This is a genomic window from Zarconia sp., from assembly GCF_057467645.1.
In genome coordinates, this window is the sequence record NZ_JBRJXU010000096.1 from 1 (window position 1) to 16,835 (window position 16,835).

The window sequence follows — 16,835 nt, forward strand, 5'->3', positions numbered from 1 at the left end:
GCGTCCCTGCGTCCCCGCGTCCCCGCGTCCTCTTTTCTACGTTGCCTCCCGAGGACACCATGCCGACATTGGCGGTATTACTCCCGGTTCGATGCCACCGAATAGCAAAACGATCGATGAAGAAGGGGTATTAATCGATAATTTAAAACTCGTCGATGGCGGAAATTTCAAAGAATCAGAATTTCTCAATCTTCTGAGCGATAATCCCTATCCCGCCCGCAATCCCAAACAAAATCTCGCCGATATTCAAGCACAAATTGCCGCCAATGAAAAAGGGGCGCGGGAACTCAAAAATATAGTCTCCGACTACGGCTTAGAAACCGTCCAAGCCTACATGAAACACGTGCGCGATAATGCCGAGGCTTGCGTGCGCAATGCGATTTTCCTCCTCAACGATGGTGAATTCACCTATACCCTAGATAGCGGCGATCGCATTCAGGTCAAAATCGAAATCGATCGCCCAACTCGCAGCGCCAAAATTGATTTTACCGGCACCTCACCCCAACTTGCCACGAACTTCAACGCCCCCGCAGCGGTTTGCAAAGCTGCTGTTCTTTACGTCTTCCGCACCCTCGTCGAGGACGATATCCCCCTAAATGCCGGCTGCCTCAAACCCCTGGATATCGTCATTCCTCCCGGCTGTCTCCTCAACCCCCAACCCCCGGCTGCTGTGGTGGCTGGTAATGTGGAAACCTCCCAAGGCATCACCGACGCATTGTACGGCGCGTTGGGTATCCTCGCCGGTTCTCAGGGAACGATGAATAACTTCACCTTCGGCAGCGATCGCTACCAATATTACGAAACTATCTGCGGCGGTTCCGGCGCGGGGGCATCTTTCCCCGGTACCGATGCGGTGCAAACCCACATGACAAACTCCCGCCTCACCGATCCAGAAGTCCTAGAATGGCGCTTCCCAGTCCTTTTGGAATGTTTTGCCATTCGCGCTGACAGTGGCGGCAAGGGGCAATTTTACGGCGGAAATGGGGTCATTCGTCGTCTGCGTTTCCTCGAACCGATGACGGCTGGGATTCTTTCGAGTCACCGCGTTATTCCTCCAGCCGGGTTGCATGGTGGCGGCGATGGGGCGTTGGGGAAAAACTGGGTGGCACGCTCGAATGGGACGATCGAACGATTGGCATCCACCGCAACAGTACAGATGCAACCGGGAGACATCTTTACCATCGAAACCCCTGGTGGTGGTGGATTTGGTGTGGAAAACACTTAAGTCCCTAGCACGAGTGCCGTGGTGTGAATGCGAGAAATCGCGCAAAAAACTGTCACCCTCTCTTGTTTTTTACAGTGTAATTACATACACTGTTTGAAGAGTAAGTTCACTCTGTAACTTGGGTATGCGTTGTTAAAGTGCAGGAACGTTCGAGGGTTTTCTGAGACTTAGCATTCACAAAACTGTCAAGTTATAAAGGAAAACATCGATTTAAAGATTGCTCCAACGAGTTTAATTTTCACAGGATTTTCATAATTTATCGGTATGGTTTGAGGACGTAAGTAGATTTGCGTAAAACCTATTTGCGTATGTTGGAGTCAGTCGCTCAATAGTGTGTTTCGCGCGTCATCCAAAGCGTTGAGCTGACGATCGCGATCGAAAACACGGTCAGAGATGTCTGCGAGTCGATTTTTCGGAGTTCTGCCGGAAAATTATGCGGGCGAGCGTTCATCGCTCTTAGGTCGGATTCGATCGAAACGCTCGAATCAATGTGTACGATCCAACTCGATGATGGCATTGCTCGACTGACGATCGATCCAAAGTCGATCTCCCTAACTTAGAGTACCGAAACAATTGAAAAGCGATGAATATTCGTCACCAAGTTTTTATTGATAACAGACCCGTATGGATCTGGGAGCGAGAGCGAGCTTCACGATACATCTTTAGGTCCGATCGTTCTCTCGTGACGCAACAAATCGGGAATCGATCGAGAATAACTTGAGAGCCACAATATAACCGAGTCATTGTACGATCGCCTCGCCCCCATATTCGAGGAGATCGTACTTGCGTTCGGACTTGAGAAATCAAAACGCGATCGACTTTTCGATCTCTTCAAGATTAGCCAACATCTTGCCATTTAGATCTCCATAAAATTGAAGTGGAGACCCGTCAAAATAGCCTATCTTCAAAAGATCTTCGCTCGGAAGATCTTGAAAGCGTGCCACTTTTCACAGCAGTACAGTCACCCACAAGGTCAAACAAGCAACGATTAGGGGTAAATGCGGATGAATACAAATACTCGAGTGAATCCGGACGATAACCGAACGAAAACGCAACAACTCACCTCAAACCTTCAAGATCGATACGCACCAACAGAAAATCTCCAAGCCCTACACGATCGATATCGCCATCGGCTGACAAAGCTTGTCAAAATCGCACCCAAACTGGCGCTCTCTCTCGCCGCAGTATTGAGCCGAGCCGCTCCCGTTGAAGCCGCATCCTTTAACTTCACCTACGCACCGGGAGCCACCCTCGAACAAATGCTCGGCTTTGAAGTTGCCGCCAACGTGTGGTCGAACTTTCTCGTCGATGATGTGGAAGTTAATTTGTTCGTCGATATCGTGGATTCGAGCCTATTACCGACCAATGTTATCGGTGGTTCCCTCCCGGGGGTGAATCCATGGTACAACTACGGCGAGTTTCGGAGCGCACTGCAAAACGATATTACCTCCAACGACGATGTGACGGCCTATGACAACTTAAACCTCTACACCTACCAAGCGGGCGCCAGCAACCCCAACGCCGATCGATATCGCGTGGCCTTCGAACGGGGCAACAGCTATTGGTACAACCAAAATCTAACCCTCACCAACGCCAATGCCAAAGCCCTGGGATTGAGACCCACCCACGACAACGCTCTCGATGGTTACATCGTCATGAGCGATCTATCCAACTACTCCGTGAATTGGGACTACAACTACCGCCGAAATAGTTCCGTGGAGTCGGATGCTTTGGACTACGCCAGCGTTGCCATTCACGAAATCGGTCACGCCTTGGGATTTATTAGCGGCATCGATTCGGCTTTAGTGAGCGAAGTCAACGGGACGTTCCAGGAAAACCTCGATCGCCTCTTTCGGACGACCTCCCTCGACCTATATCGCTACAGCAAGTGGAGCAATAATAAAGGATGGCTCGATCTTGCCGTGGGGCCCAAGTCTTACTTATCCATCGATGGCGGCGATACAGCCCTAGCTGACTTTTCTCGAGGAAATCAAAATTTCGGACTCGGATCTGATGGCTTCCAAGGCAGCCACTGGAAACAGCAAGGCAATGAAATTGGCATTATGGACCCGCTGATTTTCACAGGGGAAAGACGAGAGGTGAAAGCGCCCGACCTGCAAGCCTTCGATATCATCGGTTGGGATTTGCGATCGGACTTGCGCGACGGCATTTCCAATTCGGAACTGAATCTCGATTGGTTCGATTTGACTTACCAGGCCGAGCTGCGACTGGCCAACTCCTTGGGCATTTCCGTGGCGGATTTATTTGCCCCGACCACTTCGGTCAACAGCCTGACCAGTTGGGTGGATGGTGACAACGACGGCGTAGACGATCGCGTCGAACGGATGCTCGAAGATAGCGAAGTCTATAACTGGTGTACCAGTAACTGCAACGGGGGTGGTGGTGGTAGTGGGGGTGGTGGTGGTAGTGGGGGTGGCGGCGGTTGGCAAACGGGACTTTGGCAAGAGTTCCGATGGCAGACGTTACCCACGGAAACGATTCAAGCCAATGCCCAGTCGGTCCCAGAACCCACCTCAACTGTCGGATTGTTAGCCTTGGGGACATTTGGTATCGCTTCTCGACTCAAGCGTCGGAGTCGGAAGCTGTAACACCCAAGTATCTGGCAAATTTGTCTTGCAAATTCCCACGAGCGAGTTGGGACAATATTTTGTCTGCCTACCGCTTTCGATCTCCACGATATCCCAAGGATCTCGATCGAACCCGAAGTGTGTTGCTGCAATCGAAGCAACATTCTATTAGAAAACAGCAAATTAATGTACGAGCAATGATGGAAATGAAATACAAACTTAGAACAAGTTGCAATCGAACCATCGCAAACCAAACCAATTTTCAACGCAATCGGACACAAGCGAAAGATTGCCAGACCCTACGCCATAAATATCGAAGTCGGTTCGCCCAGCTCATGAAAACTGCTCCTAAACTGACAATCGCCCTGGCAGCAGTGTTGAGCCGAGCCGCTCCCGTTGAAGCCGCATCCTTTAACTTCACCTACGCACCGGGAACGACCCTCGAACAGATGCTCGGCTTTGAAGTAGCTGCCAACGTGTGGTCGAACTTTTTAGTCGATGATGTGGAAGTAAACCTCTTCGTCGAAGTGGTGGATTGGGACGAGTTACCCCCCTTCGTCGTCGGCGGTTCTCTCCCTGGGTTGCAATCTTACGACTACAGCCAATTTCAGACCGCACTGCAAAACGATCGCACCTCCAATAACGATTGGGCGGCTTATGCCAACTTGAATCATGCTGACTCGTCTAACAATCGATATAGCGCCTATTTCGAAAATAACTACCAGGAAAACGATCGATTAAGCCTCTCCAACGCCAATGCTAAAGCCCTGGGATTGAGACCCTCCCATGACAATGCCATTGATAGTTATATCGTCATGAGCGATCTATCGAGCTTATTGTTGCCGGACTGGGACTACAACACCCGACGCGATAGCTCCATTCCGTTCTACTCCCTGGACTACACCAGCGTTGCCATTCACGAACTCGGTCACGCACTAGGATTTACGAGCGGTATCGATTCGGCTCGGGTTGCCGACGACCAAGCCTCAGTCCAACAAAACCTCGATCGCCTCAATCGGACGACCGCTCTCGATATGTTCCGTTATAGCGTATATACCGAAGATGAGGAAAACCTCGATCTCGCCGTTGGCATCGACTCTTACTTTTCCTTAGATGGGGGAGAAACCCCGCTGGCTCACTTTTCAACAGGGACGCAGGATTTAGGACTGGGGTTCGACGGCTTCCAAGGCAGCCACTGGAAGCAGCAAAGCAATGAAATTGGCATTATGGACCCCCTCATCTTCTTAGGGGAAAGGCGGGACGTCAAAGCTCTCGATCTGCAAGCCTTCGATAGCATTGGCTGGGATTTGCGATCGGACTTGCGCGATGGCATTTCCAGTTCTGAACTGAACCTCAATTGGTTCGATTTGACTTCCCAAGCAGAACAGCGACTGGCCAACTCCCTGGGCATTTCTGTTACTGACTTGTGGGCAAACTCGACCACCTCAGCAAACAGTCTCACTAGTTGGATCGATAGTGACAACGATGGCATCGACGATCGGGTCGAACAGATGCTGGTGGATAGCGAAGTCTACAACTGGTGTACGAGTAACTGCAACGGGGGGGGTGGTGGTAGTGGGAGTGGTGGTGGTAGTGGGGGTGGCGGCGGCTGGCAAATGGGATTTTGGCAGGAGTTCCGATGGCAGACGTTACCCACCGAAGCCATCCAATCCAATGCCCAGTCGGTCCCAGAACCCACCTCAACTGTCGGATTGTTAGCCTTAGGGACGTTTGGCATCGGTTCTCGACTCAAGCGTCGGGGTCGCAAGCCATAGTGCCACCTCGATCTCAGCTTTACCAAGAATAATTTGGGAGCGAATTCACGATCGATGTGGACAAACTGTTCCCGGTTTTCGATCGAAGTTTTTCCAATCCGAAGCGTGCCACTTTCTCCACAGCACAGTTCTCTTAGAAACCAGCAAGCCATTTACAAGGGACGATAGCCATGAGATTCAACTCCCGCATGAGTTTCGATCGGGCGCAACCTTCAGGGAAGCCACGGACAGCCAACGGTCCCCGCCAATTTCCACCGGCAAAACATCGCCAAACCCTACGCCATAAATATCGCAGTCAGTTCGCCCAGCTGATGAAAACCGCTCCCAAATTAACCATCGCTCTGGCAGCACTGTTGAGTCAAACAGCACCGGCTCAAGGGGCATCCTTTAATTTCACCTATGCATCGGGAACCACCCTCGAACAGATGCTCGGCTTTGAAGTCGCCGCAAACCTGTGGTCCTACTTTTTAGTGGACGAAGTGGAAGTCAATCTATTCATCGAAGTCGTCGATTCGAGCCTGTTACCCGACAAAGTCATCGGCGGTGCTCTGCCGGGGTTGCAATCCTATAACTATGGTGAATTTCGGCAGCACCTGTACGACGATCGAACTTCCAATAATGATTTGACCGCGTTCGAGGGGTTAAATTTACACACCGATCCATTATCTGGAGAAGATGCATATCGCGTGGCCTTCGAGCGAGAACTACCATCGAACGACGGGGGTTCGGATTCTGGGTTGGGCGATAATGAGTTTCTTGCCAATACATTTGGTGATACCAATATCAATACCAATATCAGCACCAGTGTCAGCACCAGTGTTAGCGTCAGTACGAGCGTGAGTCAGACCGATAGCAACGGTGTGACGACAGAGGAGAATTACGATTATAGCTATGAATCGAATCCCTCTGCACCCACAACTGACACCGAACCCGAAAATCCTGAGTCCGATCCAACATTTTCGGGCACAAATCTGACGTTGACCCATGCGAATGCAAAAGCTCTTGAGTTGAAAGAAACCGACGATAATGCCATTGATGGTTACATTGTCATCAGCGATCTATCCGACTATGACGTGGAATGGAAATATGATTCTCGTTGGTCTTTCTTAAACGATATTGCCAACGCTTTGACTGTGGATATTGTAGAGGACTTTACCTTCGATCCCGATGCGATCGACATTGACCTTAACAATATAGACCTTGGAATTCCCGAAGATTTCACCTTCGATCCAAATGCTTTAACCGTCGAGCTGGAAATTCCCGAGGACTTTACCTTCGATCCCAATGCTTTAGCCGTTGACGTTCCCGATGATTCCCCAGAGGATTCCCCAGAGGAACCGGAACCGGAAGCTTTAACTGTTACCATTCCCGATGATTCTACCGTTCCCGATGACACCCCTGCCCTCACACCCAATCTCGACTACGTCAGTGTGGCCATTCACGAAATCGGTCATGCTCTGGGGTTTATTAGCAGCACCGATTCAGTACAAGCCAACGCATTGGAAGCCACGGAGGAGCAAAATCTCGATCGCTTGTTGCGAACGTCGTCTCTAGATCTGTTCCGCTATGGCGGCTCGAATCAGGATTGGCTGGACTTGGCAACCGGCAGTTCCTCCTACTTCTCTACCGATGGAGGTCAAACCCGAATCGCCAACTTTTCTGGCGGAGGGCCCTCCGATTATCAAGGCAGTCACTGGAAAAATGGGTACGGCTATGGTGTGATGGACCCCTTACTGGCGATCGGTCAACAACGAAACGTGACCGATCTAGACCTGCAAGCCTTCGATAGTATTGGCTGGGATTTGCGATCGGACTTACGCGATGGCATTGACCCTGGGGAAGTGGGTAACACGGGCGGTTTCTTCAGTTCTAAATATGCAAGCCTCTTGAATCCACAACAGGGACTCAATTGGCAAGAGTTAACTACCCAAGCTAAACAGAATCTGGCAGATGACCTGGGCATTGCCGTCGAAAATTTGTTCGATGCCACCACTTCCGTAGAGACTCTTACCAGTTGGGTGGATGAAGACGAAGATGGCGTGGACGATCGGGTTGAGCAGATGCTCGAAAATAGCAATGTTTACAACTGGTGTACCAGCAACTGCAACGGGGGGGGTGGGGGTAGTGGTGGGGGTAGTGGTAGTGGAGGTGGCGGTGGCTGGCAAACGGGACTGTGGCAGGAGTTCCGGTGGCAAACCTTACCCACGGAAACCATCCAAACCAATACCAAATCTGTACCAGAACCGACCTCAACCCTTGGATTGTTGGCTTTGGGGACGTTTGGGATAGCTTCTCGGCTCAAGCGTCGCGATCGATCCGAGCGTTAAGGGACTTGCAAAGAAATAAAGTACCCGCGTCATCAAAGATATGGGGTAGGGGGAATGCGGCCGTTGACCCCTACTTGCCTCAACTCGATTGCGATTTTGAACTCGATCCTCAATCGAGACAGGTCACCGACCTAAATGTGGGGCGATCGTGTCCTAAAATCAGTTCAGTTCGATAACTCAGGCTCTCTAGGCTGTGTTGACATTTGGTTTTCAAACCCATGATACGACTGGATTTTACCTGAAGTGCGAAACTTTTCGTAAACAGGGCTAGTAAAAGCTTTCAGCATGAAATGTCAACAGAACCTCGTCATCAATTACAGGGAATCGATTGCATGAATTCGATCGCCAAATTGCTCCATCTACTGCGTCTCCATAACCAATATTCTGTATTCTCGCTCGTCCTACCCCTGTGCTTTCCGATCTTCCCTGTGGGGGTATCCGCTCAAATTATTCCCGACTCCACCCTGCCGAATAATTCGATCGTGAATCCCAACGGCAACATCAGCGAAATTACCGGGGGAACCACCGCAGGTGGCAATCTCTTCCACAGTTTCGAGCAATTTTCCCTACCGACCGATGCGGAAGCTTTTTTCAACAATGCCCTCACCATCGATAACATCATCACCCGCGTTACCGGGGGATCGATTTCGAGTATTGACGGCTTAATTCGCGCCAACGGCAGTGCCAACCTCTTTCTCCTCAATCCCAACGGTATTCTTTTGGGCCCGAACGCCAGCCTCAATATCGGCGGTTCCTTCCTCGGTTCCACAGCCGAGAGCTTTGAGTTTGCCGATGGTAGCGAATTTAGCGCCACCAGCCCCCAAACCGCCCCCCTGCTCACCGTCAGCGTTCCCATCGGTTTGCAATACGGCACGAACCCCGGTGCGATTACCGCCCAAGGCACGGGGAACAATCTCTTTCTCGACGATCCCTTCGTGATTCGCGTTTTCCGGCCCGATGGCTTCCAGGTTGCCGACGGTCAAACCCTAGCTATCGTGGGTGGGGAGCTATCCTTGGAAGGGGCAAATCTCACCGCTAGGGACGGGCGCATTGAACTCGGAAGCGTTGGAGGCGGTAGCGTCGTCGGTATTACGCCAACCAACCCCGGCTTTGCCCTGAGTTACGACGGGGTTAGCAGTTTTCAAGATATCCGCTTGTCTGAAGCCGCATCCGTAGAAGCTAGCGGTAATGATGGAGGGGCGATTCGAGTACAAGGGCGAAACGTTCTCGCTTCCGGGGGGTCTGCCATCTTAGCGGATACCCTGGGGAACGGCACGGGGGGAACCCTGCTCGTGCGCGCCTCCGAATCGATCGAGCTGGTGGGAACCTCCAGCTTTACCCCACCCCCCACCGATACCCAAACCTTCGATCCGTTTCCCTTTGGCACTCGATTCTCGACGGATGTGGGACGGTTTCCCGACTCAACAGGCAATGGGGGAACCTTAACCCTGGAAACCGATCGCTTGCGGGTTGCAGATGGGGGGCAAGTTTCGACGGGCACGTTCAGTACGGGGAATTCTGGCACGCTTCAGGTGTTGGCGCGAGAAATCGAACTCAGTGGCGGTGCTGCGGGAGTCGGTTCAAGTGGCTTATTTGCGCCGGTGGCGCCGGATGCAACCGGTAACGGGGGCACGATCGATGTCAATGCCGATCTTTTAAACATTACCGGGGGGGCAATTATTTTTGGCGGAACCCTCGGGATTGGAGATGCAGGAACGGCGACGATACGATCGACACAGGTGAATTTGTCCGGTGCTTCACCCAATGGGTCACCCAGCGGTATATCTGTGTTCGTGTTTCCGGGCGCCACCGGCAATGGGGGAAATATTCAAGTTGAAGCCGAGAGTTTGAGCGTTGCCGATGGTGCTGCAATTAATGCCACCACTTTCAGTACGGGGAATGCTGGAGATCTCAACATTCTGGCTCGGGAAGTGGAACTTATTGGTGGAGCGGCTGGGGTAGGAGCCAGTGGCTTGTTTGCTAACGTTCAGACCGATGCTACCGGGAATGGGGGTAGTATCCGAGTCGAAACCGATCGCTTGCAGATTTTGGATGGAGCAGAAGCTGCTGTGACGACCTTCGGGGCGGGAAATGCCGGAGAACTCTCGATTCGCGCCTCGGAGATCGAGCTTTCAGGAACTTCTCCTGGAGGCAATCCTGGTGGATTATTTGCCAACGTTCAGATCGATGCCACTGGGAATGGGGGTAGTATCCGAGTTCAAACCGAGCGCTTGCAGATTGTTGATGGGGCAGAAGCTGCTGTGACGACCTTCGGGGCAGGTGATGCAGGAGAATTAACTGTCCAAGCTTCAGAAATCGAACTAGCGGGAACTTCTCCCGAAGGCAATCCTAGTGGGGTATTTGCGAACGTTCAGACTGAGGCTACGGGGAATGGGGGCAATATCCAAGTCGACACCGAGCGCTTGCAAATTTCCGAAGGTGCCCAGATTGCTACGATTACGTTCGGGGCAGGAAATGCTGGTGAGTTAACGGTTCGTGCCTCAGACATCGAACTGGCGGGTACATCTAGTGGTGACAATCCCAGCAGTTTGTTGGCAAGTGCCTTGTTGGCAAGTGCCGAGGTTGGTGCAACAGGGAATGGTAGTAACTTAACCGTTGATACCGATCGCCTACAAGTGTCTGATGGTGCTCAGATTGCCGTCAGTACCGGTGGAACGGGCAATGGGGGAGAACTCACCGTTCGCGCTTCCGAATCGATCCTCCTCAGGGGAAGCTCGGAATTTACCCGAAGCGGATTATTCTCCACCGCCATTGTCAGTACCGGAGAAGGAGGGAACGTTAACGTTGTTACGGATAAATTGACCGTAGCCGATGGGGCGACGATTAGCGCGAGCAACTTCCAAAGTCAAAACCAGCTTCTTGACGGACAGGGGGCGGCTGGGAATATTCGCGTGGCTGCGGATTCGATCGAACTCGATAATGAAAGTACGATCGCCGCAGATACAGCAGTGGGCGATCGGGGTAACATTACCCTCCTCTCCCCAGATTTACGGCTGCGTCGGAACAGTGGCATTACCACCAACGCCCTAAGCAGCGATGGGGGCAACATCGTTCTCGATACCGACACCCTCGTTGCTTTGGAAAACAGCGATATTACCGCCAACGCCGGGGAGGGATTCGGCGGGCGCGTTACTATCGATACGCAAGGTCTTTTCGGCACTCAGTTTCGGGAACGACTCACCCCCCAAAGCGATATCACCGCCACGTCGGATTCAGGTCCAGCTTTTAGCGGCATCGTGCAAATTAACTCCCCCGAAACCGATCCCGCGTCGGGACTGATCGATTTACCGGAAAATGTGGTGGATGTATCGAGACTCATCGACGACAGTTGTCCGGCAACAACAGGCAGTGAATTCTTCGTCACCGGACGGGGTAGCTTGCCCGAAGACCCCAGCCAACCCTTGAGAGGAGAAGTGGTTTGGGAGGATTTGCGTGCGTTGGAAAATCGAGTGGGGGGGAATTTGGAATCAATGGTGGAATCCATGGGCGATCGCCAACCGACTCAATCCACACAACTGGTAGAAGCGCAAGGCTGGCTCGTCAACGATCGCGGACAGATTGAATTAATTGCCAATGTACCACCAACGACACCAGGCGACTTGGGATTACCACCGGAGTGTCATTAACCATTGGTGAGGCGGTTTTGCTTATGTGCTATTGGTCAAGGGGTGTGGGCTGTAGGGGTTAGGGTGTAGGGGGAGGGAGGTTGGCAAGAGAGAGGCGCACAGTGCATGGATGTGACCGGTAGTGTATCGGTCCCTCGTTACCATTGGTCCCTTGATGACACTAAATCTGGGGCTTAACTGGATCTGAGCTTGAACTCCCCTCGAAAACGCGAAATTGATTTCTTCCCCGTGCTTTGGCTTCGTACAATGCTTTATCGGCTGCGGCGATCGCATCTTCGGGTAAAAATTCCTCGGATGGCACCCCGTGGGAAATGCCCATGCTCAGGGTCACCACATCGCTAGTTTCCGAGGCTTCGTGAACCAACTGAAGCTCCCGAACGTTCTCCTGAATCAGTTCGGCGACTCGAATCGCACCGTTGGTATCGGTATTGGGCAAAATGACGGCAAACTCTTCTCCACCGTACCGCGCGACTAAATCTGCTGGACGGCGAACGGCATGACGCAACGCGCGGGCTACCTGCTGCAAACATCGATCTCCGGCTTGATGGCCGTAGCGATCGTTATATTTCTTGAAATAATCGACATCGCATAAAATCAACGCTAAACACGAACCTTCTCGAACCATACGCCGCATTTCCCGATCGAGAAATTCGTCAAAGCAACGACGATTGGCAACTTGAGTGAGTCCGTCTAAGGAGGCAAGTTTTTCGAGTTCCCGATTAGCGGCGTGTAGCGCGGCTTCTGCTTGTTTGCGATCGGTAATATCGGTGGCCGTTCCCACTATTTGCTGGGTTTTTCCTTCCGGAGTCTGGGTAAACACCGTATCTCGACTCAACAACCACCGCCACTGACCGTTTTTATGCTGGATTCGATATTCGATTTCTAGCTTATCCCCCGGTGCGAGGCGATCGAAACTTTGAAAATATTCGATAACGGCTTCCACATCCTCGGGGTGGATCGCGCTTTGAGGAAATTTGGTCTGTTGCTGAATATCCTCTAACGTATAGCCGAGGACGTTGGTGAGTTCGCGATTGGTATAGATATAGCGGTATTCGAGCAAATCGTACACGTACAAAATGCTGGTACTCGCTTCCGCAATGCTGTGGATGAAGCGCTGACTTTCCTGCCACGCTTCTTCTGCCTGTTGCCGTTCCCAAATTTCGAGCTGGAGTTGGCGGTTTTGCCGCACGAATGCTTGTTGTTGCTGTTTAATTGTGAGTTGATGTTGGATGCGCGCGATCGCTTCTGGGATTTGGAAGGGACGGCTGATGAAATCTGCTCCCCCCGCTTCAAAGGCTTTAACTTTATCGGTTGCCTCATCTAAAGCACTGAGAAAAATCACCGGAATGTCCCGAGTTTGCTTTTTCGTTTTGAGCAATTTGCAAACCTCGTAGCCATCCATCTGGGGCATCATGATATCGAGTAAGATCAGATCCGGCTGCATCTGCTTCAGTTGCTCGAAGGCGCTTTCGCCACTAAATGCCTGCCAAACTCGATATCCACGATTCCGGAGCAAAATGGATATAATCCTGCGGTTATCGGGATTGTCATCGATGACTAAAATATTTGCTAAAGCATCTGAATCGTTCGTACAACTTCGATCGCTCCCGATCGTGGGGTTAAGATGAGTGGGTCGGGCCATCGCATGAAATCGGTGAAGTGTCGAAGGAAGAAGGTTAGTGTTGGATGTCGGTCGAAAGACAAGTCGATACCGCTTTCTCAATCTTAACGTCGTCTTCATCGAACTTCGAGGGGTTAACTAGCGGAAGTCACCAGTGGACAATCGTCCTTGTCGCCTTTTCCGTCTTCATTCCGTTTGTGTGCTTGCTCCGATCTCGGCCTCACCGAATCGCCTCCCAACATTGATGCAAGGGCAGTAGGGATTTGCCAAACAGGCGATCGTTTGCCAAACTCGCGGCCGCAAGACCCGATCGCAATGCAGTTTCTACCGGCTGAGTTAAATCTTTCGTTTGGGCTTGACCGAATCCATCCCCGCAACACACTAGGGGGAACGGCTCCCTCGTCCCCAAACAATCCTGCGGGAGCGATACTCGAGGGAAAGCATAGCGCCAGCGATGCACTTGCAAAAATTCGGGGGTATCCAACCCTAACCCAAACATGGCTTCAGCGGAGGCTAAAAGCTGCTTCCCGATCGGTTCTAAGTCTTTGTTTTCTAAATTTTCCCGAGCAAACTCCGGGCAGCTGTGGAGGACGAGAACGGGCTGCTGTGGATTCGATCGCTTGTCACTATCCCAGCCCATCCATCGCAAATCTCGGTGGTAGGGAAAATCGATCGCCTCCCAGGACGGATCGCGGCGATCGAACTGGGATTGTTGGCTGGGGGGATAGGCAGCAATAACGGTAAAACAGGGATCGTATTCGATCGCCTTCAAACTCGGGAGTATCTGGGAAAACGCCCCGGTTTGGGTTTCGAGTAGGTCGATCGCTTGGGGGGCGGGAATCGCCACCACTAATGCCTTCGCAGCGATCTCCAAAGGTAAATCCGGCGTATTGCGGGGTGCATCGAGACTCACATGCCACCCCCCATCGTCGGGAGTGAGGGTACGGGCGCGTCGATCGAACCAAATTTCGAGATCTGTTGCCAAAAACTTACCCATGGCACTCATGCCGTCTGGGGCGATATAGAAGGGTTCGGCAGGTTGGGGAACCAAGCACGCCCCTCGAGCATCCCACTCGTAACCTCGATTCGTCCATTCTGTCAAAATTTGGCGATCGCGCAGGACTTTTGTGAATCCCGAGAGTAACCGCCCTTGCTCCTGGAGATACGGAACCCCCAAGTCAGCTCGGGTTCCGGGTAATCGACGGGTGGCCGCCCGTCCCCCCACTCCGCGAGATTTTTCTACAACTGCCACCCGATACTCACTTTGGGCAAGCTGTCTGGCACAGGTGAGTCCGGCAATACCCGCCCCGATGACGACGATATCAAACACAATTTTTTCTCATAGCAATGTTAGTGAGCGTCGGAAGCGTCGGAGGCGTCGGAGGCTTTGGGGACTAAACCCTGAACGATTCCCCCAATATTCCCGTTGCCCCGATTTCCGAATTGCGCATTCTGCATTCCGAATTCTATTAAGCGACCGCTTTCTCCAAACCGCGAATTTTGCGGGTGTGTTCCACTAAACTCTCGGCAAAGCGATCGAACCGCTGGCTGAGTTTCTCGTCTAATAATTTACCATCGGCATCAAATGCTTGCCATGCCTGCCCGATAGCAATTTGTTCGGGAATCACCCAAGCATGAACCCAACGCAGAATCACGCGCAAATCGTTGAGGGCATTACTATTGGCTTGTCCCCCCAGGACGCTGATGACACCAGCTACTTTTCCGTCTAAATGCTCGAAACTCATCAAATCTAAGGCATTTTTCAGCACCCCGCTAATGCTGCCGTGATATTCGGGGGTGACTAAAATGATGCCATCGGCTTGGGAGAAGGCATCCCGCAGACGCTCCACATCGGGATAATCGGTGTAGTCTCCGTCTCCATTGCAAAAGGGTAAATCGAGCGATCGCACGTCTAGGATTTCTATCTGCGCCCCCAACGCTTTCACTCGCTCGGCTGCCAGAGCTAAGGCTTGCTGGCTGTAGGAGTTCTCTCTCAAGCTTCCAGAAAGACCGACGATTTTAACCATTACTTTAATCCTCGCAATCTAACTCATAGTCGTTATGACTATTTTTAGGGTAACGAATCGATGCCCGAACTGTCAAGATGGCGATCGGACAGTAAAAACCCTTGAGAACTCTCAAAAGCTATAGCAGTTCGCGCTGGTGTAATTACAGATTTTCAGTTATGGGGAACGGGGAACGGGGAACGGGGAATGGAAAAAACCTATGCGCGCGATCGTGTAAATAAACCACAAGAAGCGCTATAGAATATCCGTGTAGTTCTCGTTCAGAAACTGGATCGATATGGTAGAAGATTTGCTTGAGTCGATCGTAGAAAAACAGGAGATTATTTCATCCAAAATCCTGCTATAGCGGTATTCACTGTGGTTAGGACACTTCCAACAATCGTATCGTTGGAAACGCGAGCAAGATGTTTGTGCGCTCCGCACACGCGCGCGCGTTCGCACTATTGTCCTAACGGGACTGAATACGGCTATAGATGTGAATTACTGTACAGAATTTTAGCACGCTCTCCGAATCATTTCGTTCATCCCAATCGTCCGATCTGGGAACGATCGCGATGTCACCGAACTGGAAATCACTCCTCCTCTTGCTGTTTTTCAAGTAGAGAAATAGCCAAGGCGATCGCTCGTTGAATTCCTTCATCTGGTTCGCGATCGAGGGCTTGTTGCAACGGCTCGATCGACGCGCGATCGCCAATTTTCATTAAAGCTAAGGCCGCAGATTTACGGGTTTCCCCATCCTCGTGGTGCAGCAACTCCGTTAACTGAGGAACGGCCGGTTGATGGGCAAATTTTCCTAAAGCGGCGGCGGCCTCGCTGCGGACATTGGTCGCTGTATCCGTCAGAGCGTTGGTGAGAACTTCAAAGGCTCGTTCTTCGGGGGTTTCTTCAGCAAAGTTAGCGATCGCTCCTACCACTGCGGCCCGGACTTCCGCTGAGTCCGATTCGATCGCTGCGTATAATTGCTCTTTCCCCTTCACACCGATAAACGCCAAAGCCCAGGCGACGTGACCTTTGATGCTTTCAGAACTCTCGGGGGCAGCTAAAATCTCCAGCAGTACCGGTACGGCTTGCTCGCCGATACTTGCCAGTGCCCCCACAGCAGAACCTTTGACCACCGTATCGTCATCTTCGAGGAGGGCGCGAACGAGGGTGGGAATCGCATCGGGATCGGCAATCAGAGTCAACGTCTTGGCACTGGCACGCCGGACGACGACGTTGGGATGGTGGGCGACGGCTTCGATTAACAGGGGAGTTGCAGGTTTACCAACGGCACCGAGTGCTTCGGCAAAGCCCAGTCGCACCATACCTCGAGTATCGCCCATGCCTTCTACCATCTGTTGCAGAAGTTCGCGATCGTCGGTCTTGAGGCTTCCTCGGGCGATTTGTGCGTTGACCGTTTTTAGTAACGTATCGGCTTCTTCATGAGTGAGTCGGCTTAGAGAACCCTGCGTATTTCCCATGGCAAATCATCGCTGCGAATTATCATTACAAATGAACCGATTTCGCGGAGAAATTCTACCCACAAATTTTTCTGTGGGTCTTCTCTGGTTATCGGTTCGATGACGATCGACAAATAAATTGGACGGTTCGATTTTTTTCCCATCCTTCATTATCCGTCAATTTAT

At 51.8% G+C, this 16,835-nt stretch carries 9 protein-coding genes; 5 read left to right on the forward strand and 4 right to left on the reverse strand.

Annotated features, from left to right (window positions below; translation table 11 throughout):
- From AC2215_RS14255 to AC2215_RS14275, 5 genes are all read left to right on the forward strand, one after another.
- Window positions 1-1,225 (forward strand): hydantoinase B/oxoprolinase family protein (locus AC2215_RS14255; RefSeq protein WP_486810677.1); only part of this gene is annotated, 1,225 nt, incomplete at its 5' end.
- Window positions 1,226-2,229: 1,004 nt separating this feature from the next.
- Window positions 2,230-3,834: an NF038122 family metalloprotease gene (locus AC2215_RS14260; RefSeq protein ID WP_486810678.1), complete on the forward strand. Its 1,605-nt coding sequence runs from the start codon at window positions 2,230-2,232 to the stop codon at window positions 3,832-3,834.
- Window positions 3,835-4,148: 314 nt separating this feature from the next.
- A complete protein-coding gene (locus AC2215_RS14265; RefSeq protein WP_486810679.1) occupies window positions 4,149-5,588 on the forward strand; it encodes an NF038122 family metalloprotease in 1,440 nt (479 codons plus the stop codon).
- A 170-nt stretch (window positions 5,589-5,758) separates the two neighbouring features.
- The gene (locus AC2215_RS14270; protein ID WP_486810680.1) at window positions 5,759-7,915 is read left to right on the forward strand and encodes an NF038122 family metalloprotease; all 2,157 of its coding nucleotides are present in this window, start codon (window positions 5,759-5,761) and stop codon (window positions 7,913-7,915) included.
- Between the two features lie 290 nt (window positions 7,916-8,205).
- Window positions 8,206-11,562, forward strand: a complete 3,357-nt coding sequence (locus tag AC2215_RS14275) for a two-partner secretion domain-containing protein (RefSeq protein WP_486810681.1) — start codon at window positions 8,206-8,208, stop codon at window positions 11,560-11,562.
- Window positions 11,563-11,722: 160 nt separating this feature from the next.
- On the opposite strand, the gene AC2215_RS14280 is transcribed toward AC2215_RS14275, so the two are convergent.
- The 4 genes from AC2215_RS14280 to AC2215_RS14295 form a co-directional block, all read right to left on the reverse strand.
- Entirely contained in the window at window positions 11,723-13,204 is a 1,482-nt protein-coding gene (locus AC2215_RS14280) for a diguanylate cyclase domain-containing protein (RefSeq protein ID WP_486810682.1), read from the reverse strand.
- Between the two features lie 199 nt (window positions 13,205-13,403).
- Window positions 13,404-14,513, reverse strand: coding sequence for an NAD(P)/FAD-dependent oxidoreductase (locus AC2215_RS14285; RefSeq protein ID WP_486810683.1), 1,110 nt, complete (start codon window positions 14,511-14,513; stop codon window positions 13,404-13,406).
- Between the two features lie 139 nt (window positions 14,514-14,652).
- Window positions 14,653-15,210 (reverse strand): NADPH-dependent FMN reductase, encoded by a 558-nt coding sequence (locus tag AC2215_RS14290; protein ID WP_486810684.1) that lies wholly within the window; start codon window positions 15,208-15,210, stop codon window positions 14,653-14,655.
- Window positions 15,211-15,782: 572 nt separating this feature from the next.
- The gene (locus AC2215_RS14295; RefSeq protein WP_486810685.1) at window positions 15,783-16,670 is read right to left on the reverse strand and encodes a HEAT repeat domain-containing protein; all 888 of its coding nucleotides are present in this window, start codon (window positions 16,668-16,670) and stop codon (window positions 15,783-15,785) included.
- Window positions 16,671-16,835 lie beyond the last annotated feature (165 nt).

What these genes read in the sequence shown, in the direction of transcription:
- AC2215_RS14260 (WP_486810678.1), top strand. Translation starts at nt 2,230, where the DNA reads ATGAATACAAATACTCGAGTGAATCCGGACGATAACCGAACGAAAACG.
- AC2215_RS14265 (WP_486810679.1), top strand. Translation starts at nt 4,149, where the DNA reads ATGAAAACTGCTCCTAAACTGACAATCGCCCTGGCAGCAGTGTTGAGC.
- AC2215_RS14270 (WP_486810680.1), top strand. Translation starts at nt 5,759, where the DNA reads ATGAGATTCAACTCCCGCATGAGTTTCGATCGGGCGCAACCTTCAGGG.
- AC2215_RS14275 (WP_486810681.1), top strand. Translation starts at nt 8,206, where the DNA reads ATGTCAACAGAACCTCGTCATCAATTACAGGGAATCGATTGCATGAAT.
- AC2215_RS14280 (WP_486810682.1), bottom strand. Translation starts at nt 13,204, where the DNA reads ATGGCCCGACCCACTCATCTTAACCCCACGATCGGGAGCGATCGAAGT.
- AC2215_RS14290 (WP_486810684.1), bottom strand. Translation starts at nt 15,210, where the DNA reads ATGGTTAAAATCGTCGGTCTTTCTGGAAGCTTGAGAGAGAACTCCTAC.
- AC2215_RS14295 (WP_486810685.1), bottom strand. Translation starts at nt 16,670, where the DNA reads ATGGGAAATACGCAGGGTTCTCTAAGCCGACTCACTCATGAAGAAGCC.